We start from the raw sequence: 25,725 nt of genomic DNA, 5'->3' as shown, positions 1-25,725 counted from the left end.
CTGTTAATTATCGCTTATGGCCTGTATGAAGTTTGTTTTCTAAATAGATGGAATATCTCGACATGGAGAAGCAGAACACCCAGAAAACTAAAGCGACAAAGACATAACTTTCCGTTGAAAACCCTAGCCATTCAGGGTCAGTATTAGCTGCTTGACCAATACCTAATACATCAAACATACCGATAATAAGGACAAGGCTAGTGTCTTTAAATAAGCCAATAAAAGTATTAACGATGGATGGAATGGTAATTTTTAATGCTTGAGGAAGAATAATTAAACGCATTTTCTTCCAGTAACCTAATCCTAGCGCATCAGCGGCTTCGTATTGACCTTTTGGTATCGCTTGTAAGCCACCTCTAACCACCTCTGCCATATATGCCGCACTGAATAACACCACACCAATGAGGGCTCTAAAGAGTTTATCCAGCTCCATTCCTTCTGATAAAAATAGTGGCAACATTACCGAAGCCATGAAGAGAACGGTAATAAGAGGAACACCACGCCAAATCTCAATGTAGACGGTACACATGCTACGAATGATTGGCATTTCAGAGCGACGCCCTAGTGCAAGCGCGACTCCAATCGGCAATGAAACAACAATACCGACAATGGCAATAACCAACGTAATTAATAACCCACCCCAAAGGTGAGTATCCACAACGGGTAGACCAAATACTCCGCCATACAATAAAAAGGCTGCAAAGAATGGGAAAATATTTACAAATACTAACCAAATAGCCACTTTTTTAGGGGTATGCTCGTAGGCAAGCAAAGCAACAAAGATTGCCAAGAAACCATAGAACAGCTGAGGACGCCAAAGTTCTTCGGTTGGGTAAAATCCATACATGAATTGATCCCAACGCACATTAATCATTACCCAGCAAGCTCCTTCACTTGTACAAGCATCTCGTGTTGTTCCTACCCAATCAGCATTAATTAGTGACCAACTAATTGCATTCCACAATCCACTAAAGGCTAAATAAGCAATGATTAGTGTAAGAATGGAATTAGTTACGCCATTGAATAAATGTTTTTTGAGCCAAGTTACCGCGCCTACAGTGTTTGCTGGAGGCGGAAGATCTGGCTGAAATTGATGTATGCTCATAGTTACCTCTCAACCAATGCGACTTTGTTGTTATAGATATTCATTAAGAATGACGTTAATAGACTTAGCGTTAAATAAACTGCCATTGTCATTGTAATGATTTCGATAGCCTGTCCTGTTTGGTTAAGCGTTGTTCCCGCAAAAACAGAGACAAGATCGGGGTAACCAATGGCCATCGCTAATGAAGAGTTTTTTGTTAAGTTTAAATATTGGCTTGTTAGAGGGGGAATAATGATGCGCATTGCTTGTGGTATAACAACAAGCTTTAAGGTTTTATTTCGAGGTAATCCTAAGGCCATTGCCGCCTCTGTTTGACCATGACTAACCGCATTAATACCGGAACGAACAATTTCAGCAATGAACGATGCAGTATAAACACTTAATGCCACAACTAATGCGGCTAGCTCTGGAATAATGCTTATCCCACCTCGAAAGTTAAATCCTTTTAATTCCGGATACTCAATTGAAATAGGCATACCTGAAATAAAGTAGGCTAACATTGGCAAACCAACTAGCAGTAGTATTGAATAGCGTAATACAGGGGTTTGTTGGCCTGTTAGTGTTTGCTTGTTGTGTGCCCAACGAGATAGAAAAATAATAAACACAATAGCAAGAATAACCGCTATTCCAATAAGGTTAGAACCTTGTTCAAATACTGGACTAGGAAAGAACAAGCCCCGTACATTCAAGAAAATACTTTCACCTAGGCTAAGGCTTTGTCGAGGGGAAGGAAGAGCCTGTAAAACAGCGAAATACCAAAAGAAAATTTGTAATAAAAGAGGAATATTTCGGAACGTTTCAATATATACCGCCGCACATCGGCTAACTAACCAGTTACTGGATAAGCGAGCAATACCGACAGTAAATCCAAGTAGGGTGGCAAATAAAATCCCTAATACAGAGACTAATGCCGTATTTAAAAGACCAACAACGAACGTGCGTCCATAAGTATGTGTTTCATCATACTCCACTAAAGATAAACCGATACCAAAGCCAGCTTCTTGATCTAAAAAAGCAAGGCCTGTTGCAATACCGCGAGATTCTAAATTGGATAATGCATTGTTAACTATGGAGTAAAAGAAAAAGACAAGTGCAGCAACTGCAATCACTTGAAATAAAATGGCACGAAATGTTGGATTATAAAAGAGGTTTTTATTTTTAGATGACATACAACTACAACCTTAAATCCATTTATAAAAGGGGTGAAAACTCACCCCATAAAATTGTATTAGTTTCTATTTATTATTTGGCTCTATTGACCGTTAGAATTAACGAATAGGTGCTGCGTACATGAAGCCGCCTGCGTTCCAAAGTGCATTCACACCACGAGAAATTTGCAGTGGTGAGCCTTTACCTACGGTACGCTCAAAGCTTTCGCCATAGTTACCTACTTGTTTTACTACTTGATAGCCCCAGTCATCACGAATACCTAGGCCTTTGCCTTTTGGTCCATCAACACCAAGAATACGTTTGATATTTGGATCTTTAGATTTCAGCATTTGGTCTGCATTCTGCGAATTAATACCGTATTCTTCAGCATTAATCATGGCATTTAGCACCCATTTATTGATATTAAACCATTGGTCATCACCTTGGCGCACTACTGGTCCCAATGGTTCTTTTGAAATGATTTCTGGTAGAACTTGCGCTGTTTTAGGATCTTTAAGGTTTAAACGAAGTGCATAAAGACCAGATTGGTCAGTAGTAAGCGCATCACATCGACCCGCATCAAATCCTTTAGAGGTTTGTGCTGCAGTATCAAATACGACAGGTTTATATTCCATATCATTATTACGGAAGTAATCAGCAAGGTTCAATTCAGTGGTTGTTCCTGATTGAACACAAACAGACGCACCATCGAGTTCTTTAGCGCTAGTTAAGCCAAGCTCTTTTTTGACCATAAAACCTTGACCATCGTAGTAATTTACACCAACAAAGTTTAGGCCAAGAGAGGTATCACGGTGCAGTGTCCACGTTGTATTACGTGATAGCACATCAATCTCACCTGATTGAAGTGCAGTAAAGCGCTCTTTCGCCGTTAGAGGAACGTATTTAACTTTAGATTTATCACCTAACACAGCAGCAGCAACGGCTTGACAGAATTCAACATCAATCCCTTCCCATTCACCTTTTGAGTTAGGGTTTGAAAATCCTGGAAGGCCAGTACTCACCCCACATTGAACATATCCATTCTTCATTACTTTATCTAGCGTACCTTCTGCAGCTGTTGCTTGTGTAGACATAAGCAGTGCTGAGGCGGTAAGAGCAGCGTAAAGAGTGTTTGTTTTAAATTTCATCTGTGTTCTTCCTTATAATCCATTATTGAACTGGCGTATCACAATCTAGTGTGTTGCGTTAGCCATTAGGTGGTACTTAATTGCTACTTTTATAAGCAGCTGTATTTAAACGATATACAATAGTTAATGATTTGTGAAATTAACTAACAAATAAAATATAGGTAAATCGATCTGCCTTATCCAGTAAATTTAGTGATAAATACTGCTTTATTTATAAAAAATAGTTATACAGATCTGGTCTGATGTTCTTTGTTGTTAAGTAATTGTTAATTAGTATATTTTGTGAATATGTTAAGTCGCAATTTATCTTTGGGCGCGACAACCTCTACCTTAATGAGTCGAAGCAAGGTATATTATTGATATTAAATAAAAGACTCAGTGAGGATGTAATGAGATATTTTCCCATTTTTATGGATATTCAAAAACGACCAGTATTAGTGGTTGGTGGTGGGGAAGTGGCTTGTCGTAAAATAGACATGTTATTGCAAGCGGACGCAGATATTACCGTTATTGCACCCTCAATTAAATCGTATTTAGCACGCTATGTTGAAGAAGATAAAATTACCTATCATAAAGGTTTTTATCATCGTAATTTGTTAGATAGTAAGTATGTTCAAGTATGGGCAACAACGGATAACTCAGAGTTAAATCACCAAGTATATAAAGATGCTCATGACGCAGGCATATTAGTTAATGTTGTTGATGATACTGCTCATTGTGATTTTATCACTCCATCAATGGTTAATCGTGGACGAGTTCAAGTAGCTATTTCAAGTGGTGGCTCTTCACCTGTGCTAATTCGTATTATTCGTGAGCAATTAGAAACACAGTTATCGACTAAGATCGCAATGCTGGCTGATTTTTGTGCAGATAAAAGAAACATGGTAAAACAACGCTTTGCTACCGTCGATGAACGTCGAAAGTTTTGGGAACTTTTTTTGCGCTCGCCAGAAATCGAAACGTTAATGACACGAAACGAACTTGAACATGCATTTACACGTTATTTATCAAATGAGATTAAGGTAAGTTCTGAACGTAACTGGATTGAGTATCATCAAGAAACAGAGATGCTTACATTAAAATCATTACGTTTAATGCAGCAAGCTGAGTGGGTTATTTATTTTAATGATTGTCCTCCAGAGTTTGTAGAGTTATGCCGCCGTGATGCTGAACGTATTACCGTTCAGTCAGAGCAAGAAATTGCTGATTATTTAGAACAAGCTGATAAAGAACAGATAAGAGTGACTATTTTAATTAAAAAGGGGCACTTAATCTCTAACTCTCAATTACAAGCTTATCTTTCTAATGATATATATGTACAGACACTGTAAGGAATATTGATGCAGTATTTGACTATAAAAGATGCGATTGCAGAGCAGATTGAAAGTGGCATGTTGGAGCCTGGGCACAAGCTGCCCTCAGAAAGAGTACTTGCTGAATCTTTTTCAACAACTCGCATTACATTACGAGAGGCATTGAATTATCTCGCGCTTGCAGGGAAACTGTATAAGGAAGAACGTCGAGGATGGTTCGTATCAAAGGAAGCGTTAATATTTAATCCTGCCCAAGAATTAGATATTTTGAAGGTATGTAAACAATACAACCGAGGTTACACTACGGAACGAATTGATTCAAAACGCATATTGGCACCAAAGATGGTTGCAGAGCGTTTAGACCTGCCTCCTTTTTCATATGTATTGATGTTTAGTCGCTTAGTTATAATAGAAGGAAGGAAAGTTGCCGTTCAATATCAATATCTACCAGAAGCTTTATTTCCATCATTAGCAAAAATGGATGAAGATATTGATGTCGTTTCTATTTTAAAAGATAAATATCTTTCAGAGTGTCAGAATTTATGCGTGAAAATTGGTGTGTTTCCAGCGACGGAAGTAGAATCTGAGCTACTGAATATAAGTTCAGGGAGTATGTTGCTAAACATTAATCAATCTGCAATAAACAACAATAAAACAGGTTATTTATTACAGGTGATCAGCTGTTGTCATGATGCGTTAAAAATTGAAATTGAATAAAGAACTTAGAATGTCGTGAGTTGTTTGATTCGTTCAATCAATTCACCTTAAGTAATCGGCTCTGAACCGAGAGTAAACTCAGTAGAAGCACCGCCTCTTAGCATATAAATAGTGATACCGCAGTGATCATAATGGTACCACCTTCCATCAATACAAACGTCGGTATAGCATTTAGGGTTTCTTAATAAAGTCATAAATCGCTCCTTGATACATTTCGATAACAAAATTTAATGTATCGTTCAATACTGGAGATATTTTTGATCTAAATCAGATGTAAGTTGATTTAACTTTACTTTGTTATTTAATTGTTATCTTAAGCGCTTTGGAGCTTGAGCACCTGCTACAGGTCGGTTTACAGAAAGAGTTCGACCTTTCTTTAATCCTTTTTCGTAGTCAGCAGTAATATTGGCCATTGCTTCTCTTAGTTGCTGCTTAAATGTTTCGCGGTCAATATTTTTAAATTCTTTATCAATATAATCGTTAATCTTATTTGCTGATTCATCGTCAGGGGCAATGACAGGAAGCTTTTCAAGAGCGCCTTCAATCCAACCAGCCAAGAAAGAATTAACTCGTTTCGTTACTTCAAGCTGTCCCGTCCCTGAGCCCGCGAAGCTATTTTTGAACTGTCCTGTCTGTTCATTCATTTCGCGATATACAATATCAAAAGCAAAAGCGGCAAAAATAGCGCGATCTGCAGAGCCAATAAACTCCGCTTTTTTCAATCCTTTATGATTCAATAGGACGGCTTCAACACCAAAGCGAGTATTAATTCCACGAATAATTTTTAGAATATTACTACCTACATTCGCAGGGAGAAGATGAGAGCTTTGTGTTTTTCCCATCTTAATAAACTCAATATCATCTTTTTCAAGACCATACTTAAGCATAAGGCGATGCGCCATTCTAATGGCTTGAGCGGCTTCATTCACATTAGCGGAATTACCGAGTTCAAGACATTTAGCGATCTTTTTTAGAGCCTTTTGCTTTGCAGATGACATAGATTTACCTTACTTTTTAGGGGGCAACTATTTTACCTGTCTCTTTCATATTTTGAAAGAAATACAATGCAGTGATAAGGCGTAAAGTTCGAAAGGTAATGAGCGGTTGAATTATGAAAATAAGTATGTAATTACTGTGTTATTTAATGATTTTGATATTGAATATTTGTTTTTAAATTGTTGATTATCATATGTTAAAACTAAGTTTGTGATGAATTGAAATGATAGTTGTGATTGTTATCACGACACATTATTTAAAAGTAAATATGATAAATTAAATCACAATACATAAGTTTAAGTTTAAGTTTAAGTTTAATTTTTATTGTGTAATTAATTATTTTCATAATGGAGTACAAACATGAAAAAGAATGCCATTGCATTAGGTATGCTGCTTTCTGGCCTTTGCTTTAGTTCGCTCAGCTTTGCAGACGACCTACCAAATATTAAGATACTAGCAACCGGCGGTACAATTGCAGGTGCTGGTCAATCAGCAACTGGATCTAGTTATACATCGGGTAAAGTAGGGGTCGATTCTTTAATTCATGCTGTACCTCAAATGACTAAAATTGCTGATATTAGTGGTGAGCAGGTTGTTAGTATTGGTTCTCAAGACATGAATGATGAGGTGTGGTTAACATTATCAAAGCGCGTCAATGAGCTATTAGCACAAGATGATGTTGACGGCGTGGTTATTACACATGGTACTGACACTATGGAAGAGACGGCTTATTTCTTAGACCTTACTGTTAAGAGTGATAAACCAGTAATTTTGGTTGGTGCAATGCGCCCATCGACAGCAATGAGTGCTGATGGCCCTGTCAATTTATACAATGCTGTTGTCGCTGCAACGGATAAAGATTCTTCGGGTCGTGGTGTATTAGTCGCAATGAATGACACGGTGTTTGATGCCCGTGACGTAACAAAAACCAACACAACCTCTGTAAATACATTTCAGTCACCAAATTTTGGTTCGCTAGGTTATATTCATAATGGTGATGTTCAGTATCAGCGTAGCCCTGAACGTAAGCATACAACAGAAGTGGAATTCGATGTATCTAAGCTAAAAACGTTACCTAAGGTAGGTATTGTATATAACTATGCCAATGCTTCTGCGTTACCTGTTACAGCAATGGTTGATGCAAAATTTGATGGTATTGTTAGTGCGGGAGTGGGTAATGGCAATATCTACCACTCCGTATTTGATGAGTTAGCTAAGGCAAGTAAAGAAGGTGTCGTTGTCGTTCGTAGTGCCCGTACTGGATCTGGCTCAACAACTCTTGATGCCGAAATTGATGATGCTAAATATGGCTTTGTAGCATCTGGTACATTGAATCCTCAAAAAGCGCGTATTTTATTAATGTTGTCGTTGACTGAAACTGAAAACTACAAAGAAATTCAAAAGATGTTTCAGCATTACTGATACGTATTTAAGTAAAAATTAGTAATAGTAAAACAGCCATTATTCACGATGGCTGTTTTATCTTTTTTGGAATTAAATACCTAACTCGTCAAATAACGAATCATCAAAATCTTGAGATGATGATCCCTTTGATGTTGGTTGTTGAGTATTTTCTGGTTTATGTTGTTCAAATAGGTCGTCGGTATCGAACTCTTCTTCTTGCTCAAATTCTTTAAGTTGAATAAATTCAGTTTTATCCATCGCAAGTTCAAGATAGAAAATATTGTTTTTTTCTGTTGTAAAAGTAACGCGACGAGCTTGTGGGCGATCTAGATTTGTATCAACAGAAAGAATGACTTGTTTGTTTAAAGCGAGCATTTTGGGTTGATTTTGAGAAATCGTCGTTTGTAATGTTTTACGGATTTCTCCTGTAAAGTCACCAACTATTTGATTCATCAATTCGCCCAATACATCACCCACTTCATCAGAAGTATGGAGGATTGCGAGATCTTCTTCAGGCATCCCCATATTACTCATATATTTAGTGTAGAGCTCTAGGGCTGCATCTTTAGTAAAGTTAGTCACGACTAAACCAGAAAAACCCCCATCAAAAAGAACAAAACAACCAAAGTCGGGCTTTAGGCTCGTCTTCGATATTTTTTGCATCATAGCAGAATAGTTAACTGAACTTTGTGTCGCTTTACTTAATACCCCTGACATTGAGCGACATAGGATTAATAAAATATCGTCAGTGGTAATGATTTTTGTTTTGTTCTTTTTAATTGCTGGTTTCATAACTTTCTCTAATAAGGTGTTACGGTTGTATAAATAATATAAAGCAAAATATATGCCATGGAGTTTAAGGTGAAATGTCACCTTGCTATCTGTTTTATATCGTACTCAGCAAAGTTCTTTAATACGTTTAAATCGCGTCAGTAATTTACTCATTGAACTGTAAAATTGTGATTACTTACCGGATATAGCATAGACGAGATGTTTTATCCATGCTAGATGTTGTAAAGTGTGTTTAGAACAACATTATGACGCTGAGGAACAGCGATTAAAGGAGCAGGGAGCAATGTTACCAGTATTACCATTCCAATCTACCATCGATCCAATGGTATTGGATTATCTAGAAGAATTAAAAGAAAGCGATTTTAGTGGTGATATAGAAACGACGTATTCAAGTCGTTTAGCTGTTGCGACAGATAACAGTGTTTATCAACAGTTACCACAAGCAGTGTTATTGCCAAGAAATACAAAAGATGTTGAATGCTTAGCTTCACTGGCTAATCAAGATAAATATAAAATGGTGACGTTTTCCCCTCGTGGCGGCGGTACGGGTACAAACGGACAATCCTTAACCAAAGGCGTGGTTGTCGATTTATCTCGGTATATGAATCAAGTCATTGAAATTAATACTGAGAAAGGTTGGGCAAGAGTACAAACCGGTTTAGTGAAAGATCAGTTAAATGATGCTCTTCGCCCATATGGGTATTTTTTCTCACCTGATTTATCGACCAGTAATAGGGCAACCATTGGTGGTATGATTAATACTGATGCATCTGGGCAAGGTTCATTAAAATATGGAAAAACTTCTGATCACGTATTAGGAGTTACTGCTGTGCTTGCTAATGGAGCGAATCTGAATACAGAACTCTCTTATGATGAGCAACCAGACTCTATACGTACTGTTTTAGAGGCTACTGCTGCGGTTTGTCGTCAAAATCGTCAAAAAATAGAAGAGAGATTCCCTCCATTGAACCGTTTTTTAACGGGATATGATTTAAAAAACGCATTAAATACAGAAACAGATCAATTCGATATCACTCGAGTGTTATGTGGTGCTGAAGGTTCATTGGCTTTTCTTACTGAGGCAAAAGTTAACATCACGCCTATTCCAAAAGCCAGAACATTGATCAATGTGAAATACGACACTTTTGATGCTGCATTAAGAAATGCGCCATTTATGGTGCAAGCAAATGCGCTTTCTGTAGAAACTATTGATTCAAGGGTACTTAACTTTGCGAAGCAAGACATTGTTTGGCATAGCGTGAGTGATTTAATCACTGATGTACCAAATAAAGAGATGCTTGGCTTAAATATGGTGGAGTTTGCTGGTACCGAATCTGAATTGGTTGAACAACAGGTATCAGAACTCATCGTTAGGCTTGATACTTTAATGCAAGCTGAAGAGGCAGGTATCATTGGATATCAAATCATTAAAGACGTAGCAAGTATTGGTCGTATTTATACTATGCGTAAAAAAGCGGTGGGGTTGTTAGGAGCAATGAAAGGGGCAGCAAAGCCTGTCGCTTTTGCTGAGGATACCTGTGTCCCTCCTGAAAATTTGGCTGATTTTATTCAAGAATTTAGACAGTTATTAGACTCACATCGATTAAATTACGGTATGTTTGGGCACGTTGATGCTGGAGTGCTTCACGTTCGTCCTGCTTTAGATATGTGTGATCCTACCCAAGAAGCGTTGATGCATACTATTTCTGACCAAGTGGTTGCTTTGGTGTCAAAATATGGCGGTCTAATGTGGGGGGAACATGGTAAAGGCTTCCGTTCTGAATATGGCCCTGAGTTTTTTGGAGAGGAATTATTCGTTGAATTACGACGAGTAAAAGGGGCATTTGATCCTCATAATAAAATGAATCCAGGAAAAATTTGTACGCCATTAGACTGTCGTGATGAGCTTGTTAAAGTCAGTGATACAAAACGTGGATATTATGACAGACAGATCCCTGTCGAAATAAGAGATAGCTTTAATCAAGCGATGGAATGTAATGGGAACGGACTTTGTTTTAATTATGAAACGAGTTCCCCAATGTGCCCATCAATGAAAGTGACGGCAGATCGTCGCCATTCTCCAAAAGGTCGAGCTGGATTGGTTCGCGAATGGTTACGTCAATTAGCTGAGCAAGGGGTTGATCCTGTTGCACTAGAGCAAGATTTGTTAACTAAGCGCCCATCAATAAAGCAAATTATTGACCGTATCCGGAATCGTATAAATAAAGAAAAAGAATACGATTACTCACATGAAGTTCATGAAGCCATGATGGGGTGTTTAGCATGTAAAGCATGTGCAAGCCAATGCCCTATAAAAGTTGATGTGCCAAGTTTTCGTGCTCGATTCTTAAATATTTATCACAGCCGTTATCAACGCCCAATGAAAGATTATATGGTGGCTAATATTGAGACGATGCTACCAATAATGGCTAAGGCACCGAAAGTTATTAATGGTGTATTGAAGCAATCATTTACTCAGGGTTTAACGAAGAAGACGTTAGGCTATGTAGATATGCCATTACTTTCGATTCCGACACTAAAAGAACGTTGCAAAAGTAAAGAAATTTCGACATTTAATCTCGAAAACCTGACAGAACTTTCCGAAAATGAACGTAAGAAGCATGTATTGATTGTTCAAGATCCTTTCACTAGTTATTATGACGCCGAAGTGGTGAGTGACTTTGTTGAATTGATCAAACGACTAGGACTAAAACCAGTTTTGTTGCCATTTAAACCAAATGGTAAAGCGCAGCATATTAAAGGTTTTTTAAAGCAATTCACGTCTACGGCAAAAACAAGCAGTGAGTTTTTAAATCGAATTGCAGAATTAAAAATCCCAATGGTTGGCGTAGATCCTGCTTTAGTTCTTTGTTATCGAGATGAATATAATGAAATCTTGGCGGATAAACGAGGTGACTTTAGTGTTTTAACGGTTCATGAGTGGCTTCACCCTCAATTATCATCGTTTGTAAAAGCGACAATATTTGATAAAAGAGCTTGGAAATTATTTGCCCATTGTACTGAAAAGACGAAATTACCAAACGCAGAAAAAGAGTGGGGTGATATTTTTCGCCATTTTGGGATGATATTAAATACCGTTCCAGTTGGATGTTGTGGCATGGCAGGAACATATGGGCATGAAGCGGATAAGCTCGAGTCATCACAAGCGATTTACGAATTAAGTTGGAAAGGAAGTTTAGCCAATACTGACACGGAACGTTGCTTGATTACAGGCTATTCATGTCGAAGTCAGGTAAAGCGATTTGAAGGAAAGCAACTAAAGCATCCATTACAAGCGCTCCTAACTAACATATAATGATCTAATCTTGCGCTACTTTGTGATAGAGTAGCGCGAATTGCCTGTAATAAGATAAATGCAAATCGAGTGTTTGAGATTTGTTAAAATAAAACCCTGCTAATTTTTACAGGTTGGTATATTGTGTTTTTTGTTTTTACTAGAGTTGTTATATAAATGAGCAGTACTGAACTTATTAGACGTATTCCACAAATGAATGTTTTGGTTTTTACTGAAAAACGAGAACGTAGTACTCAAATCCGTCAATTTTTTCAAAAAGCTGGATTTAAAAGTGCTGATAGCTTTAATGTCAGTATGAAAACATCAGAACTGCCTGTTTATGACTACTATTTTATTGAATATCACTATGCCGAGCATGAAGTGATTCGAGATATAGTTGTTCGCGCGCGCGAGAAAGCTAAATTTGGTAAACGTCCAATTTTCATTGTTGATATCGATAATGATGACTCTCAAGTTGATGACATTAACGCTAGAGAACTCTTTCCTGATTTTATTGTAAATAGTCCAATTAACTTTGGCTATATTGATGAATTAATTAAAAAATCGTTTAACCTTACGTTATTAATTGAGAAATTAATTGGAGAGGTAAAAGGGTCACAATCGGCATTTATTAAACGAGCTCAAACATACCCAGGTACTTATAAAAATCGTATGTTACTTAATATGACGTTAGAAGAGTTGTTTAAAGCCAAAGATTTTTTAACGTTTAAAAAAGTATACCAACGTCATGATAAAAGCGAAATTATGCCGCAAAATTTGATGGCATACTGTCAAATTGTTGAAAAGCCGAAAGCAATTCCAGTACTTGAATTGTTATTGCGCTCAAAAAAATATTTATTTCAAGCTAACTTAATGTTGGCTGATATTTATGTCGAGGCAAAGCAACCAAGTAAGGTTCAATCTTCGTTATCTAATGCATATGAAAACAACCCAAAAGACGATAATGCTTTTTATTCTTATTTAACTTTTATTATTGAAAATAACAAATCAGCATTACTGCATAATATGGTGATGAAGCGTTTTTATCATATCGGGATCAGTCCAGTAACATTAAATAAAATGATTATGGATATTGCTGATATTATTTATAAATCGAAAATTACTCTTAATAAAGAGCAATATCGACGTTTCTTTGGGCAATTGGTCATGACGTTGAAAAAGCGTATATCAATGGATAAGCGCGATGAATTACAAGGTTATATTAATATATTCATTGCACGTCAGTTGTTTAAGCAAGGGAAGCGTTATAAAGCAAAAGCGATTGCTGCGACTTGCTATCATCGTTTTTTATCTGAACGCAAAGTTGCTTCTGATGAATTTAGAGTAGCGACCTTCGGTGTTCTAGCCATGGCAGGTGAAGTTAAACTGTGTGTTGCTTTGTACAAAGTCTTTGATCAGGCAGGCTTGAAAAAAAGCGCGCCGTTATTGTTACAGCAATCAATGATTCATTTCCAAAAGCTGAATAAAGTTTATCAATGGCTAAGAGCTCAAAAATCAGCGGATGATAATAGCGCGCAACTGACTAAAATTGGTCAAACATACCCATACTCATCAGATTTGAATTATATGCTTCTTACTTTAACCCTAAAGGGGAAGAACTTAATGAAGGCACCAGAGAACATTAAACAATGTTTAGCGGTAATACACAGAATGGAAAGAACTAATAATACGGCTGGTTATGAAAATGTAATGTCTTCTGTTGAACAAAATAAGAAAATATTAATTGATGTATTGTTAGGTAGTTCATAAATTTATCTTCTTTTTTTCTTAATAGGTTTCATCCATCACAGAGATAGGAAAGAGTGATTTCGCATTTTTTCAAAAATGGTCCACACTTAACCTATTAAAACTGATTGATAGCACGTTAGGGGGCTATGATGGAAAATAAAAAAGTAAAACAATACATGAGCGCACGACCTCTTTATTTGACTGCGGATATGTCATTAGCTGCGGCTTTAGATCAATTTATTACTTCGCAGCATATCGGTGGTCCGGTAGTTAATGAGCAAAAAGAAGTGATTGGTTTTATTTCAGAACAAGATTTGATTAAGTCACTGCTTGGTGTTAGTTATCATTGTCAAGATACACATGTTGTTAGTGATGTAATGAGAAAGGAGGTACTTACGGTAACTCCAGAAGATACTATCATCGATTTAGCGCAAAATATGACTGAAAATAAACCTAAAATTTACCCTGTAGTAGAGAATGGGAAATTGGTAGGTATTATTACTCGACGTAATGTATTGCAAGCGATAAGTGAATCGATTGGACATTGCTTTAAGCACCCAGTTTAATAATCTTTTCTCTAATCTATCTTTTAAAAGGCACTTAGGTGTCTTTTTTTTATATCTGAATAAAATTACTCTTGACCTTGGAGTTAACTCTAAGGTCTATAGTTAATCTTGAGAGTAAATTAATACCTAACAATAAGAAAGGATCATCTCATGTGTACAACTCATAAAACAACCAATAGCCACGAGCATAAACATAACCCATCAAGTTCATGTTGTGCTGCGCCAAAAATTACAGCGATTAAGGCTGAAAGCGCCGTTTCAGAGTGTTGCAGTAATATTGATAATAATGAATCGGATTCATGCTGCAGCTCTGAACCAGGAGATTCAGACCCCTTAGTTTCGACTCTTTCCACAGAAAAAAATACGACGACTTTCTCGCGAAGCTGGTTGATCGCAGAGATGGACTGTCCAAGTTGTGCAGCTAAGTTAAAAAAAGCGATTCTTGCAATTCCAGATGTTGCCGATGCTAACGTTATTTTTGCGACTGAAAAATTAACGGTGAGAACACATTCTGAATCCGTCTTTGAAGAAGTGATTGGTGTTGCGAAAACAACGGGTTTTCCGTTATCTGATATAGGTTCAAAAAACACATCAGAGAATGAAGATCAGCCGTTTTGGAAAAAGAATATATTGTTATTAACCTTAGTTGCTTTCTTAGTTATCGCAACGGGTATTAATTTAGTAAATAAAGAGTTAGGTACCATCGCCTTTACTATCGCAGGTCTATTTGGATTAATTCCAATTGGACGTAAAGCAATTCGTTTAGCGATAAATGGGTCACCATTCTCAATTGAAACTCTAATGACAGTAGCTGCAATTGGTGCTGTTTATCTTGGAGAAACGGTTGAAGCGGCGATGGTCATCTTATTGTTTATGTTAGGTGAACAATTAGAAGGCTATGCGTCAGCCAAAGCAAGAAGCGGTGTTAAAGCATTAATGGACTTAGTGCCAGATACTGCGATTCGAATTAAGAGTGATGGAACTAAAGAAGAAGTGCCTGCATCAGAATTAAATGTAGGCGATAAAGTTCAAGTATCCCCTGGAGATCGCTTAGCTGCTGATGCTGTTTTGCTTTCTGAATTTGCTTCGTTTGATGAAAGTGCGTTAACTGGTGAATCTGTTCCTGTTGATAAAAGAACAAATGCTCCACTAATGGCTGGATCGATTGTTAATGATCGTGTCATTGAAATCGAGATCACTTCTGCGCAAGGTGAGAATGCGATAGATCGTATTCTGCACTTGATTGAAGAAGCGGAATCACGTAAAGCACCGTTAGAACGTTTTCTTGATAAGTTTAGTCGTTGGTACACACCTGCGATGATGCTGCTTTCTTTATTAGTTATCATTATTCCACCATTGATGTTTGGTCAATCATGGGACACTTGGATTTACCGTGGTTTAGCTATGCTATTAATCGCATGTCCTTGTGCATTAGTAATATCAACACCAGCAGCGATTACTTCAGGTCTTGCGACTGCAGCAAAACGTGGAGCCTTAATTAAAGGTGGTGCAGCATTAGAAGAGTTAGGTCATATCCAAAATATTGCTTTTGATAAGACGGGGACCTTAACGCAAGGTAAACCGGTGTTAACTGATATTCGTGTTTTGGTGGAAGCAGAAACAGAAGAGAGTATTCTTTTCCAGTCAGCTGCAGTAGAAATGGGATCATCGCACCCACTAGCAAGAGCCGTTGTTATCAAGGCGCAAGAACAAGGCTTAACAGTAATTGAAGCGAGTGAGCGTGAAACAGTTGTAGGTAAAGGGATCAAAGGATTTGTTGATGAAAAACAAATCGCACTTTATGCACCTCAGCAGTTTGACGGTGAAGTTGTTCCTGAAATTGAAAGCCAAATTGCATTCTTAGAACAACAAGGAAAAACGGCGGTACTAGTACTAATTAATGAGCAGATATCAGGGTTACTTGCATGGCGTGATGAACTTCGTCCAGATGCGAAAATAGCCGTTGAGAAACTAGTTAAATTAGGTATCAAACCAATCATGCTGACAGGTGATAATGAGCGAGCAGCCAAAGCAATTGCAACAGAGTTAAATATTGATTATAAAGCAGGTTTATTGCCATCTGATAAAGTGAAGTATGTTGAGCAATTAACAGTGCAAGCTAAAACGGCAATGGTTGGTGATGGTATTAATGATGCACCGGCAATGAAAACGGCTTCTATTGGTATCGCGATGGGCGGAGGAACGGATGTTGCTCTTGAAACAGCAGATGCAGCATTAACTCATAACCGTTTAGAAGAGTTAGGGCCAATGATTGCGCTATCAAAAGCAACACTAAGTAATATTCGCCAGAACATTACGTTAGCTCTAGGTTTAAAAGCCGTCTTCTTAGTAACTAGTTTACTGGGTATTACAGGTTTATGGGTTGCAGTATTAGCAGATAGCGGTGCAACAGCTCTTGTGACTTTGAATGCACTTCGTTTGTTACGCTTTAAAGAGAAATAGGATAATTCGGGCGATAAATAAGTGAGTAAAGTCTAAAAAAGGTGTTCAGATATTGAACGCCTTTTCATTTTTATGTGATACCAATCGGTTTTATTTGCAAGAATGTAATTTATCAACATACCTTTCGGGATCTTAATCACACTAATAAATTGGGTGTTTGGGTAAAGTAACTCCATCGAATCAAATATAACTAATTAAATTAACGCGACCCTACAATCGCAAGGAGCTAACCATGACAGCAGCAGTATTCCATTTAGGCGTAACACAAGCAGATCTTCAAGGTGCAGAAATGGCGATCATTCCTGGTGACCCTGCGCGTGTTCAAAAAATCGCAGAGCAAATGGAAAACCCTAAATTTCTAGCAAGCCACCGTGAATACACAGTGTACCTAGCTGAGTTAGATGGCAAGAAAATTGTAGTATGTTCAACAGGTATTGGTGGTCCATCTACTTCTATTGCTGTTGAAGAGCTAGCGCAATTGGGTGTTCGTACTTTCCTACGTGTAGGTACAACAGGCGCAATTCAACCGCATGTAAATGTAGGTGACATGATTGTGACTACTGGTTCTGTTCGTTTAGATGGTGCAAGTCTTCACTTTGCTCCAATGGAATTTCCAGCCGTTGCTGACTTTGATGTTGCAACTGCAATGCGTAAAGCCGTTGTTGATCAAGGTGCTACTGTACATACAGGTGTTACAGCATCAAGTGATACTTTCTATCCAGGTCAAGAACGCTACGACACGTTCTCAGGTCGCGTTGTTAAGCGTTTCCAAGGCTCTATGCAAGAGTGGCAAGACATGGGCGTACTGAACTTTGAAATGGAATCAGCAACATTATTAACAATGTGTGCAAGTTCTGGTTTACGTGCGGGTTGTGTTGCGGGCGTAATTATCAACCGTACTCAAAAAGAAACACCAGATCACGCAACACTAAAAGAAACAGAAGCGCGTTCAATTAAAGTGGTAATTGAAGCTGCTCGTAATCTTCTATAATAGAAGAACATAAAAAGATACTAAGATGCCGTTGGTTCAAATGAATCAGCGGCATTTTTTGTTTGAAGCAGCCAATAAAAAGGCCAAATTAATGGCCCTTTTATTGTTTATTTATAATTTTGGTGGTGATTAATGACCACCAGCGGCTAAGAACCAATTTAGAAGATGCTTTTTAAGATCGCCTAATTCATCAGGGCCAATAATCGCTAAGCCTAAATCTTGCGCGCGCATAATGTCGTTATTACGTAGAGGACGGAAACTAACGAGCATAGCTCGGGCTTGTAAGCCACCTAACAAGTCACGTAACGATTCTAATTTATAAAGGGTATCATCGCCGTCATCACGCATGCCTTTTGTTTTACATTCAATGATATGTAGCTTGTTATTCACAATACTAACCACATCAAGCTCATTACGAACATCTTTATCGCCAATTTCACGGTGAACTTGTACGTTCAATGAATGATCTTGAAGCGTAGGTAAATATTGTTGAATATCGACCACGGTATTATGAACTAAGATCTCTAACCATTCACCGTTAGCTAAACGTCGTGCTTCTTCGCAATCAAAGGTTAATGTGCCATTTTCATAAGTAGCCAATCCCGTTTCAACAAGATCAGTGAGTAACATATTAAGTTCTTTATAACTCTGCTGCTTCTCTGTCACCTCAACATCAAGGCGCTGCTCTTTACGACAAGTTGTTGCTAAGTAGTTCAGTGTTGCTAAACCTGGACCTAATTCTAGTGCATTACTTGCCCAGCGTTGGCAAAGTTCACGCAGGCGCTTATCAATGTTCTCTGGGAGTTCAGATTCAGAAAACTCACAGCGTGCACCAAAAATAGCAAGGTAATCACTTAATCTAATATTATCAGCGACATGTCTTTGTTTACGTCCATCTGGGTATAACCAACATAATTTATCACTGAATGGTTCGACAACAAAAATTGGCCAATGATAAGAGCGAAAGACTTCATAGGCAGAAAGAAGACGGTGACGAAGACCACAGCTGGCGTTTAATTTTATATCACTAAAGTGAATTTTCATTTCAGCAGCAAGTGCTTGTAATGATTCTTTAATGATGTGGGTATCTACGATGTTTGGGATCTCAAAAAAATCAGAACTGATCCCTTTGTATTTAAGAATGTTCTCTAGTCGATGGAACATGTCTTTTTGCGTTTCATCACCAATAAAAACCATGTGTTCTCCTTTTACAGATAAATCTAAAAGGGGAGTAATGAGGCGAACGGGGTCTTGATCTAATATGCCAACATGCGTAATCATACAGTAATCCTTGTAATGGTGATTACACATAAATAGAAGTAGAAGGCATGTGTAACCAGATAATTATAGTTATGATAAATAAGACTAATCAGACTATTTTGTGCGATCAGTATAAGTTTCTTATTCAATACTAATGTAATGAGGGGTAAATGATAAAAATCAACCCACGATTAAATATTCTTATTTGGGCTTAATAATAAAAGACGATAGAATAGGGATACATGCCTTAAATACAGAATGAACTATGAGCTATTTACCGTTAGATGAATACAACCGCAAATGGATTTTTACTCATCAATCAATGCCCGTTGGTGATGCATTATTATCATTAATTAAACCATTTACCCAAGCAAAGTCAGCTCAAGTTTGGAATGATTTTATTAGTGCGAACAGTCCAACTGCAGATCATTTTGGTTCAAAAGAATGGCCTATGAAGAAAAGCTCATGGGAAAATGAAATTGATTGGCAGCACCGCTGGGATAGCGACAACGAAGAATTACCAGAAGAAGTGTTAGAGTTCATTGATTGGGCTGATGATGTTACGGTTTACTTTTGTTATGAGAAATACAATCTGATTGAAACTTCATGGGGTACGTTTAAGCAAACGTGGAAAAACTTCTTATTTTATGATGATTTGCCAATATTGATTGGTAAGAAAAAGTCACAAGCATTGTGGTTTAATTCAAAAGGCAAAGTAAAATTAGGGTCTCGAAGCTAATTTTATTCTGAAGTTAAAATAAAAAGGCTCATAGTCATTTACTATGAGCCTTTTTCAATTGGTGAGTGATAGCCATTAAGAATGAACTCTTGAGATTACATACTCGGGAGCGTGTATCTCAAGGTAGTGTGAAAAGCTATCTAGCTCTGCTTTTAAATCTTCAGTGCTTGCTCTATTTAAATGGATGATAAAACGTTGAAACTCATTGATATCCAATATCTGTTTATTATACATAATCCATTCAATAACTAGCTCTTGAGGAGCAGGAATTATTTCACTGAACCTTTTGGCTGCATTGCGTAACTCTCGAGTACCGAAGCGAGACCAACCAACAAAATAAAGTAACACCATAACCGCTAGAATAACGATATGGATCATTAATATTACCTTCAAATTGTGATGAATTTAGTATACCCAATTCAAATTCTTTTTGAAGGCAATTTTTCTATGTTTGCGAACCTCTGACAAAAATGGTTGAAAATTAGTCATCTATGATGTTAATTCAACAAACGTAATCCTGCAGGTAGCACATCTCCAAAGAGTCGTTTTGAATCTGCTTCTGTTAACGCCTGTTGATTGGATACCAGATCGATCCAACTTTGTGGAGAACGACTCTTTTTTAATTTATCTGTAATACTTTCTCGTAACTCATCAGAAACATCTAAGGTTCTATCACCAGTTAATCGTGCCATCATAACGGCGGCAAAACCAGCCATTGGTTGTGCTTTCCAATCTTGTTCTAGCAGTGTAGGTAGCCACTGAGCAATTTGGTTTGCAGGAATAAGGTTATGCTTACTTCCATAAAAAGGAGATCTCGAGCAAATACGCCCTAATGCCCACCAATGTACTTGCGGTTGGTTGTCATTTTTTGCATGGCCTAATACCCATGTTGAGATCAGAGTTTTGTCTTCGACATCTAAATGCTCTAAAGCTGCTGCTAAGCGAACCATTGCTTCATAGCTTTTGTTTGTCGCATCTTCTAGTGTTTTAGGGTTACGTAAAGATCCTGGATGTAAGTATTTCGCAATATCAGCCAAAATGGTTTCTTGCTGTTCTTGGTTTAATCCGCCTGAGATTCGACGCCAGAATGTCCACCAGTCGTTCCAAGATTGTTTTGATTCAAATTGAATGCCTTGTTGGTAGGTTTCCCATGCTTGGCTGATTTTCCACTCATCCGCTGGGTACCCAAAACCAGGACGCAGTGCAAAACCAGTCATTTTTAGCCAATTCTGTTCATGTTTTTCTGAGCGACGGCGACGTTTTTTACTGTCTAACAATGCAGTAGCTAACTCACGTGAGGTAATTAAATCCCATGACTCACGTTTACCTATTAGTTTCTCTATGTTTTTAGAAAAAGCTTTAATCGCATTGGGGTTTTGCTTGCTACCACCATAGGCCTCTTTAATGTTTTCAATCGCATTAGGAAGGCGGGGAGGTAAACTGATTTGGTCAGCAAGGTTGTCGCTTTTATTAGAGGCTTGGTTACGGACTTCAAATTCCACTAACCAACGTTGTGAATCGTCTTCTACAGAAACACATTCAATTTTAATCGTTCCGACTTCTGTAAACTGGCAAGCTAAGGTTACTTCAACACGATCTTTTTGATTGGCGTGTAATTCTTCTTTTGATTTGCTTGATTCAAGTGTTACGACATAAGGCGGTAAGCTAACAAAACTCGGATCGGCTAACTCAGTGATCATTCCAGAGGTAGCAAGTTGGTCTTTTGTCGTTGAGAGTAGGTTGAATCGAACTGGCTCACCTAAAGTTAACGAAAAACGGCGGCTTGTCATGCGAATCTCTTCACCTTCGTCGCTGCCTTTTGCCAATAAACATAAACCTTGTGGTTGTTTATTTTTCTCTTCTAACTGTAAATAGAATGAACGAGCAGAGCCACCACCGATTTTTAATTGAGCACCATGACGTGCTTTACCATAAGCTACGGCACCATAAGCAACCGCTAAATCTGGATGAGGATTAGATAGCTGAGTGACAGTGTCACTTTTCCAGCTATTCATTAATTCAAGTGAACGTTCAGCAAGGAGAGGACTGTTAAATACGCCACCGTTTAATAATAGCCCTACGGGAATTGCACGATCTTGATGAGCAGTTAAATCATTATCATCCCAACCTAATGCTTTTGCTGAGACTTCTTTATGATTATCTAAAAATTGCGCAAGATGCTTACTGATCGCAGGATCAGATACGTAAGGCAAGCCAAACTCAACAACAGCAGCTTGACGTTGATTTGGGCGTTCATTAAAACGGGTTAATGGCAAGAAACCATCAAGCGCAATTTGATGTACTTCTTCTTTAGTTAACTCAACTTTACGACTGCCACCTAATAATTTAGAGCCAGACCCTAATAGAGTGATATGGCCAGATTCTGGTGCATTAGCTGACAGTAAACGTTCTTTGGTTTTACGCGTTTGTTGAATAAGTTTAGTTAACGCGGCTGCCGTCATTTTCTTACCGCTGTCTAAGCGTTGCTCAGCTAAATGCGCTAAGGCTAAATCAATGTTGTCGCCACCTAACATTAGGTGATCACCAACGCCAATACGATCAAGTGCCAATTCGTCTTTATTAAAACGCGCTTGGATTAAACTTAAATCGGTAGTGCCGCCACCTACATCGCATACCACCATTAATGGTATGTTCTTTAGAATGTCTTTTGCAGTGTCTTGATGATGGTGATACCAGTCATAACAAACTGCTTGTGGTTCTTCTAATAGAATGACTTTATCAAGACCTGCTAGCTTTGCCGCTTGGATAGTAAATGAACGAGCACTCTCATCAAACGAAGCAGGAACAGTAACAACCACTTCTTGTAGTTCCATTGGAGCGTCTGGATGGTGGTAATTCCAAGACTGACGAACGTGGTTCAAATAACTTGCACTAGCAACAATCGGAGATACTTTTTCTACATCTTCTGCGCCTGCCCAAGGGAGAATATCAGAGGTGCGATCGACTTTAGTGTGAGATAACCAACTCTTAGCACTGACGACTTGGCGACCTTCGACTTTTGATCCCAATTCACGCGCCCATTCGCCAATGATTGCGTTCTTTATCTCGCCATCAATTGCTTTTACATTCCAAGGCAAAGTTAAATCATTATCACTGATCTGACTTTGAGATGCATGATAACGAAACGAAGGAAGTAGGGGCTTACGAGCGACTTCTCCCGGTCCAATTAACTGGTCAATATTGAAGATCTCTATTGGGCTGATTTCAATACCAAGAGATATATCGGTATAAGCAACAACGGTATGGGTAGTACCAAGATCGATACCAATTAAATAACGATTAGAATAACTCATCAAAACTCCAACGTGATTTTAATATTGTTGTGAAAGAATCGCTGTAAAATAGAAGGCAACAGCCTAGAAATACAAAGGCACATAGTAAAAGAGTTCAGCCGCCATAACGGTGACTGAACTCTTAAAGAAGTGATTAGCGAAGAATAATGTTCAAATTATGCTTCACGAACATCGAACTCGACATGCCATTTCTCACCGCTATCGGCAGCAATGGCTTCAAGATAAAGAGTACCAAGTTCAGTGACTTTAGAGGCTAAACGAACAGGAACAACTTCACCTGCAGAGCGACCTTCAGTAACCGGAAGTGTTACTTGAATTGCAGGAAGTTCTTCTAGCTCTTCTGGCATCCAGAAATCAAGGTGTGTACCTGCTTGGTCATCACGACGAGTGGTAGAACCGTAGAACTTAAACTGTACTGGTTGGCCAATTACCAAGCCAAACTGTTGGCTAGGAACATCCGCATGAGAGCCTTCTTCCATACCAAATGGAGCAACACATAGCGCTTCCATTGGTGGTTCCATTCCTGGGATCGCAGGCATAGAGCTTTCGATACCTACGTAATAGCTTGATGCGATACCACCACGGATACGAACGCCTTTACCTGTGCGAACAGAACCGTAGTAAGACGCGCCAGAAGCAACAGCTAAGTCAAGGTCTAACCCTTCAAGCAGTTTTGCATCTTCTGCTTCAGCATCAATTAACCAGTCATTAATAATACCCAGTAAACGTTCAGCAAGAAGGTTTGATTTTAGAACGCCACCGTTTAAAAGGATCGCAGTAGGCTTAATAAAATCAGATTCGTTTTGTTGGCCAAATACATCATCAGTTGCTGCTTGTTGACGAGTTAAGAAGCTAGCTAGATGACGAGTTACCGCCGCATCTTGTGCGTAAGGTAGACCCATTTGAGTCAGTGCGCCACGAGCAGATTGAACAGGGTGCTCAGTAACAGGAATAACAGGGAAGAAACCTTCTACTAATGTTTGCTGTACTTCTTCTTGAGTCAGTTCTGTTTGCAGTGTGCTACCTAACAATTTTGACCCACGGCTAGGAACCACAATTGGAACTGCACGTAATTCAGAATCGTTAAGAAGCGCCTCTTTAGCATCACGGCAAGCATGAGTCATCACTTGGATTTGCCAAGGTTGAAGTTGCTTACCTTCTTGCGCTAGCTTCATCTTTAATCGATAAGCCAGAGCTAAATCCATATTGTCGCCACCAAGAAGAATATGATCACCTACCGCAACACGGTTTAGGCTTAAATTGCCTTCTTCTTCAGTCACTGCAACTAATGATAAATCGGTAGTACCACCACCAATATCAACCACTAAAATTACATCACCAACAGAAACTTGGTCACGCCAAGAGTCGCCGTTGTTTTTAATCCAACTATAAACCGCAGCTTGTGGTTCTTCTAATAATGTAAGATTACGGAAACCAAGATTATTTGCAGCTTCTGCTGTTAAATCACGCGCTGCTGGATCAAACGATGCAGGGACGGTAATCGTAATGTCTTGTTCATTTAGAGGATGCTCAGGGTTTTGAAAATCCCACGCATTTTGAAGGTGCTCTAAATAACGCTTAGTCACTTCAAGAGGTGATGCTTTGATCACTTCTTCAGGACTATTTAATGGTAAAAAAGCTTCACGACGGTTTACGCCACCGTGACATAACCAGCTTTTTGCACTAGCGATTAAACGAATAGGGGTTTTGCTACCAAGATTACGAGCAATGTTACCCACAATCGCATTTGGCTTAGTTGTCCAAGGAAGACTTGTATCACCTTCAAGCAATTCTGCTTCATGTGCTTGATACATAAATGATGGTAGTTGTGATTTCTCTTCAACTTGACCAGGAGCGGTTAGTTGAGGGATTGGCATCACTTGAACGCTTGCATCTTCATCATGTAAATCAACGTATGAAAGTACAGAGTGAGTTGTGCCTAAATCGATACCAATGCTGAATTTAGCTTGTTCCATTACAGTTCAACCTCTGCTGGAGCAACGATTGTTGCGTCATAACCATCAGCTAATTTTGGTAACTTCACTTCTGTTATTTTCCAACCACGGTGGATAAGTGTGCCGTTAAACGGAGCTTCGCCAACCACGTTACCTGTTAGGCGAACTTCTGATGGGTTAAAACCAGCAGGAATAGTTAAGCGAGATTCTTCTTCTTCAGTACGAACTGGAGTAAGAGTGAAGTATTCAGATAATACTTTTTGGCCACCTTCATGAATCACTCGTGCTGCTGCGCCAACTTCTGCATCTGCAAAGCCTTTAAGGTCTTCTTGCATAAAGTCGATAAAACGCGCTTCTTTTTGTAAAAGAGATAATAATTGCAGAGCAGATTCAGGTGTTGAGGCTTTTACTTTTGGTTCAACTTCGATGATTTTCTCAATGATCTTTTCTACTTCAACCACTTTTTCGATTTCGACAATCTTCTCAACTGGTTTTTCAACGATCTTTTCTTTTTCAATTTCAACAATCTTTTCAACTTCTACAGTTTTGCCTTTTTTCATAGCATAAAGTAATACGAATAAAGCAGATGTTCCGAATAGGACGATATGACCTAAATCGAAGGTAGAAGGAATAGCATTTACGTCAAAATTCATAATTAATTCTCTATATTTTGGGGTGTAATACACCAAACGTTTTTAACTAAATTGTGGTGAATAGTAGCATATTCAAGGGATAAGAGAGAAAAAGAAGCGCTTTCTAGTTAAGGAAT

The 25,725-nt window shown here is 38.3% G+C and carries 20 protein-coding genes; 9 read left to right on the top strand and 11 right to left on the bottom strand.

The genetic code is table 11. The annotated features are described in order from the left end of the window. Window positions 1-7: 7 nt before the first annotated feature. The 3 genes from BTO22_RS07475 to BTO22_RS07465 all read right to left on the bottom strand — a co-directional run bounded on the left by BTO22_RS07475 (window position 8) and on the right by BTO22_RS07465 (window position 3,402). Window positions 8-1,105: an amino acid ABC transporter permease gene (locus BTO22_RS07475; RefSeq protein ID WP_060991252.1), complete on the bottom strand. Its 1,098-nt coding sequence runs from the start codon at window positions 1,103-1,105 to the stop codon at window positions 8-10. Between the two features lie 2 nt (window positions 1,106-1,107). Then, the gene (locus BTO22_RS07470; protein WP_105054949.1) at window positions 1,108-2,274 is read right to left on the bottom strand and encodes an amino acid ABC transporter permease; all 1,167 of its coding nucleotides are present in this window, start codon (window positions 2,272-2,274) and stop codon (window positions 1,108-1,110) included. 99 nt (window positions 2,275-2,373) lie between these two features. Then, on the bottom strand, window positions 2,374-3,402 hold the full coding sequence (locus BTO22_RS07465; RefSeq protein ID WP_060991250.1) for an amino acid ABC transporter substrate-binding protein: 1,029 nt from the start codon (window positions 3,400-3,402) through the stop codon (window positions 2,374-2,376). Between the two features lie 389 nt (window positions 3,403-3,791). On the opposite strand from BTO22_RS07465, the gene BTO22_RS07460 reads away from it, so the two are divergent. Then, window positions 3,792-4,733: a precorrin-2 dehydrogenase/sirohydrochlorin ferrochelatase family protein gene (locus BTO22_RS07460; protein ID WP_105054948.1), complete on the top strand. Its 942-nt coding sequence runs from the start codon at window positions 3,792-3,794 to the stop codon at window positions 4,731-4,733. Window positions 4,734-4,742: 9 nt separating this feature from the next. Beyond that, window positions 4,743-5,432, top strand: coding sequence for a UTRA domain-containing protein (locus BTO22_RS07455; protein ID WP_105054947.1), 690 nt, complete (start codon window positions 4,743-4,745; stop codon window positions 5,430-5,432). A gap of 47 nt (window positions 5,433-5,479) precedes the next feature. Here BTO22_RS07455 and BTO22_RS07450 read toward each other — a convergent pair whose 3' ends face one another. Beyond that, on the bottom strand, window positions 5,480-5,626 hold the full coding sequence (locus BTO22_RS07450) for a hypothetical protein (protein WP_105054946.1): 147 nt from the start codon (window positions 5,624-5,626) through the stop codon (window positions 5,480-5,482). A 114-nt stretch (window positions 5,627-5,740) separates the two neighbouring features. Continuing rightward, the gene (locus BTO22_RS07445) at window positions 5,741-6,430 is read right to left on the bottom strand and encodes a DUF2786 domain-containing protein (RefSeq protein ID WP_105054945.1); all 690 of its coding nucleotides are present in this window, start codon (window positions 6,428-6,430) and stop codon (window positions 5,741-5,743) included. Window positions 6,431-6,788: 358 nt separating this feature from the next. Here BTO22_RS07445 and ansB point away from each other — a divergent pair, with 358 nt between their 5' ends. Then, window positions 6,789-7,850, top strand: coding sequence for an L-asparaginase 2 (gene ansB / locus BTO22_RS07440; RefSeq protein ID WP_105054944.1), 1,062 nt, complete (start codon window positions 6,789-6,791; stop codon window positions 7,848-7,850). A 72-nt stretch (window positions 7,851-7,922) separates the two neighbouring features. Here the strand turns inward: ansB and BTO22_RS07435 are convergent, their stop codons facing one another. Further along, window positions 7,923-8,624 carry a DUF3334 family protein gene (locus tag BTO22_RS07435; protein ID WP_105054943.1) on the bottom strand — a complete coding sequence of 234 codons (702 nt, stop codon included), beginning with the start codon at window positions 8,622-8,624 and terminating at the stop codon, window positions 7,923-7,925. Between the two features lie 283 nt (window positions 8,625-8,907). On the opposite strand from BTO22_RS07435, the gene ydiJ reads away from it, so the two are divergent. The 5 genes from ydiJ to udp all read left to right on the top strand — a co-directional run bounded on the left by ydiJ (window position 8,908) and on the right by udp (window position 17,688). Then, complete coding sequence (ydiJ, locus tag BTO22_RS07430) at window positions 8,908-11,940, top strand: D-2-hydroxyglutarate dehydrogenase YdiJ (protein ID WP_105054942.1); 3,033 nt, start codon at window positions 8,908-8,910, stop codon at window positions 11,938-11,940. 156 nt (window positions 11,941-12,096) lie between these two features. Further along, window positions 12,097-13,689: a hypothetical protein gene (locus BTO22_RS07425; protein WP_105054941.1), complete on the top strand. Its 1,593-nt coding sequence runs from the start codon at window positions 12,097-12,099 to the stop codon at window positions 13,687-13,689. Between the two features lie 128 nt (window positions 13,690-13,817). Further along, the gene (locus tag BTO22_RS07420; RefSeq protein WP_105054940.1) at window positions 13,818-14,234 is read left to right on the top strand and encodes a CBS domain-containing protein; all 417 of its coding nucleotides are present in this window, start codon (window positions 13,818-13,820) and stop codon (window positions 14,232-14,234) included. Window positions 14,235-14,384: 150 nt separating this feature from the next. Continuing rightward, window positions 14,385-16,697 (top strand): zinc/cadmium/mercury/lead-transporting ATPase, encoded by a 2,313-nt coding sequence (locus BTO22_RS07415; protein WP_105054939.1) that lies wholly within the window; start codon window positions 14,385-14,387, stop codon window positions 16,695-16,697. A 232-nt stretch (window positions 16,698-16,929) separates the two neighbouring features. Then, window positions 16,930-17,688 (top strand): uridine phosphorylase, encoded by a 759-nt coding sequence (gene udp, locus BTO22_RS07410; RefSeq protein ID WP_105054938.1) that lies wholly within the window; start codon window positions 16,930-16,932, stop codon window positions 17,686-17,688. A gap of 129 nt (window positions 17,689-17,817) precedes the next feature. Here the strand turns inward: udp and BTO22_RS07405 are convergent, their stop codons facing one another. Next, window positions 17,818-18,969, bottom strand: a complete 1,152-nt coding sequence (locus tag BTO22_RS07405; RefSeq protein ID WP_105054937.1) for a DUF1887 family protein — start codon at window positions 18,967-18,969, stop codon at window positions 17,818-17,820. A gap of 244 nt (window positions 18,970-19,213) precedes the next feature. Here BTO22_RS07405 and BTO22_RS07400 point away from each other — a divergent pair, with 244 nt between their 5' ends. Continuing rightward, window positions 19,214-19,687, top strand: coding sequence for a DUF2947 domain-containing protein (locus tag BTO22_RS07400; RefSeq protein WP_105054936.1), 474 nt, complete (start codon window positions 19,214-19,216; stop codon window positions 19,685-19,687). A 75-nt stretch (window positions 19,688-19,762) separates the two neighbouring features. Here the strand turns inward: BTO22_RS07400 and BTO22_RS07395 are convergent, their stop codons facing one another. The 4 genes from BTO22_RS07395 to BTO22_RS07380 all read right to left on the bottom strand — a co-directional run bounded on the left by BTO22_RS07395 (window position 19,763) and on the right by BTO22_RS07380 (window position 25,609). Beyond that, window positions 19,763-20,065 (bottom strand): hypothetical protein, encoded by a 303-nt coding sequence (locus BTO22_RS07395; RefSeq protein ID WP_105054935.1) that lies wholly within the window; start codon window positions 20,063-20,065, stop codon window positions 19,763-19,765. Window positions 20,066-20,184: 119 nt separating this feature from the next. After that, window positions 20,185-23,001 carry an Hsp70 family protein gene (locus tag BTO22_RS07390; RefSeq protein ID WP_105054934.1) on the bottom strand — a complete coding sequence of 939 codons (2,817 nt, stop codon included), beginning with the start codon at window positions 22,999-23,001 and terminating at the stop codon, window positions 20,185-20,187. 155 nt (window positions 23,002-23,156) lie between these two features. Further along, a complete protein-coding gene (locus BTO22_RS07385) occupies window positions 23,157-24,977 on the bottom strand; it encodes an Hsp70 family protein (RefSeq protein WP_105054933.1) in 1,821 nt (606 codons plus the stop codon). Then, a complete protein-coding gene (locus BTO22_RS07380) occupies window positions 24,977-25,609 on the bottom strand; it encodes a DUF2760 domain-containing protein (RefSeq protein ID WP_105054932.1) in 633 nt (210 codons plus the stop codon). The genes BTO22_RS07385 and BTO22_RS07380 overlap by 1 nt, the downstream gene beginning before the upstream one ends. Window positions 25,610-25,725: the final 116 nt, after the last annotated feature.

Origin of the sequence: Aliivibrio sifiae, from assembly GCF_002954705.1 — a bacterium.
Lineage (GTDB): Bacteria > Pseudomonadota > Gammaproteobacteria > Enterobacterales > Vibrionaceae > Aliivibrio > Aliivibrio sifiae_A.
Note: the sequence above shows the minus strand (reverse complement) of the source record. Positions and strands in the feature narration are given on the sequence as shown.